The sequence below is a fragment of the Mycobacterium sp. TH-M11 genome (assembly GCF_057473725.1).
In genome coordinates this window covers 1-1,946 of record NZ_JBYCLD010000071.1, presented here as the reverse complement: position 1 = coordinate 1,946, position 1,946 = coordinate 1, and the positions used below count along the sequence as shown (strand labels likewise).

The 1,946-nt window shown below is 64.1% G+C and carries 3 protein-coding genes; 2 read left to right on the top strand and 1 reads right to left on the bottom strand.

The features are described from left to right. Positions 1-546 precede the first annotated feature (546 nt). Together AC2VOG_RS02985 and AC2VOG_RS02980 are read left to right on the top strand one after the other, a co-directional pair. The gene (locus AC2VOG_RS02985; protein WP_486938432.1) at positions 547-951 is read left to right on the top strand and encodes a TetR-like C-terminal domain-containing protein; all 405 of its coding nucleotides are present in this window, start codon (positions 547-549) and stop codon (positions 949-951) included. A gap of 96 nt (positions 952-1,047) precedes the next feature. After that, the gene (locus AC2VOG_RS02980; RefSeq protein ID WP_486938431.1) at positions 1,048-1,554 is read left to right on the top strand and encodes a MarR family transcriptional regulator; all 507 of its coding nucleotides are present in this window, start codon (positions 1,048-1,050) and stop codon (positions 1,552-1,554) included. Here the strand turns inward: AC2VOG_RS02980 and AC2VOG_RS02975 are convergent. After that, on the bottom strand, positions 1,551-1,946 hold a 396-nt coding region (locus AC2VOG_RS02975), incomplete at its 5' end, for a sensor histidine kinase (RefSeq protein WP_486938430.1). The two genes, AC2VOG_RS02980 and AC2VOG_RS02975, sit on opposite strands and share 4 nt — an antisense overlap.

The following is a 1,946-nucleotide window of genomic DNA, read 5'->3' as shown; positions in this document are numbered from 1 at the left end:
GCACACTCGACGCCCAGGATGCACACTCGATCCACTGGACGCAGACGTGACCCGAAAACACCCGCATCAGGGGGCAGTTTTCCCACTTGTCACCAACGTGAAATGTCTCTGCCGACCGAGCGAACCCGCGCCGAACGTGCACACACTGCGATTTTTGCCGCGATTTTTCGCATTGGCTACACGTTCGGCGAGCCAGTCCGTCATGGGGGTACATCAACGACTTGCGACAAGGCGACATGTCTGCGCCGCTTCTGGCCGAAGCCGTCGATAAAAGGGCTGGTGAAAGCTTCGACGGGCGCATGGGGTGTTGTTTGAGACATGTCAGGTGGTTCAGACATGTCTAGCGGTTCAACCCGAGGGTGTGCGCCAGCGATGGTGTCGGCAACCTGCAGGATGGTGTCGGCGGCGCCGGCTAGCCGTTCACATAGCTGAGCCAATGCACGTGGGCTTTCGAAGTGGTCTTCGGCGACACGCAACGGCTGCTCGCGAGCAATCTTCGACACCGGTAGCTCGCGACGTCGGGCGCGGCTATTGGATTTCCACGCGTTGACGCCCCATACGATTTCGGTCCCCGACACCGGGGCCCTGGGTGATGACGTGTTGGCGATCCTTACCGAATTCAACGGCCGGCGGGTCCGCATCGTCGGCTTGCTCGCCGCCCGACTCGACGCGTACTACGAACAAGGGGGCGGATCGCCGCGGGAACTCCGTGACTGGTTCATGTCCGAGGGGCCGACGGGCATGGAGACGATCGTCGAGCGGGCTGTTGCCCGCTGCGACCTGGCGCCAATGCCGCCGCCTCGCATCGTGGAGCTGCCCGGCGATTTGGTTCGGCACGAACTCCTCATGACGATGACGGCGGCCACGCAGGAAACCCTTGTCGAAATCGGCGACGAGATATTTCTCCCGCTGGCAACGAATTTCGGAAACATTACGCAATCCGAAGACTAACCGCTGCCGAACCAGCTCTCGACGCTCGCGGTGTCCTTCGTGATGGAAAGTCGCTCCCCGGGAGCCGCGGGCGGCCACTTCCTGGTATGAAAGGGCGTGGCCCCATCCCGCTCCGGCACCCGCGACCCGATCGCGGTCGCGCGGGCGAATTGGGAACGTGCCGGATGGGGCACTGTCGCCGAAGGAATGGTCGCGGTCACGTCGGTGATGCGGGCTCACCAGATCTTGCTTGCCCGCGTCGAAAATGCCTTAAGGCCTTATGATTTGAGCTTCTCCCGCTTCGAACTGCTGCGGCTGCTGGCGTTCAGCCGCAGCGGGGCGCTGCCGATCACCAAAGCGTCCGACCGGCTGCAGGTACACGTCACCAGCGTGACCCACGCCATCCGCCGGCTGGAAGCCAACAAGCTGGTGCAGCGGGTGCCGCACCCGACCGACGGGCGAACCACGCTGGTACAGCTCACCGACCTGGGCCGATCGACCGTCGAGGACGCCACCGTCACGCTCAACGAGCAGGTGTTCGCCGACATCGGTATCTCCGAGCGTGAGTCACAGGCGCTGGCGTCGTCGATCGAGACGCTGCGGCGCAACGCCGGCGATTTCTAGTCGGCCAGCGACGGCACCGGAATCGTCGCGGTCACCGCGGTGCCGGAACCGGGCCGCGAGCGGATGTTCAGCCGGCCGCCGACCAACTCGGCCCGTTCGGCCATCGACAGCACGCCGTAGCCGCCCATCTCGTCGCCGCCCAGTGGGTGCTCAAAAGTATCGAAACCTATTCCGTTGTCCACGATTTCGAGGCGAGCGATGTCGTCGGAGACTGCGAAGCCCAGCCGTGCCACCGACGCGTTCGCGTGTTTGACGATGTTCTGCAACCCTTCCTGGGCGATCCGGTAGAGCGCGATCTCGATGTGCTCGGGCAGTCGGACGTCGGCGAGGTCGAGTTCGGTGTCCAGGTGCGGGATGGACCGGGCCAGACTGGCCAGTCCGCCGGAAAGACC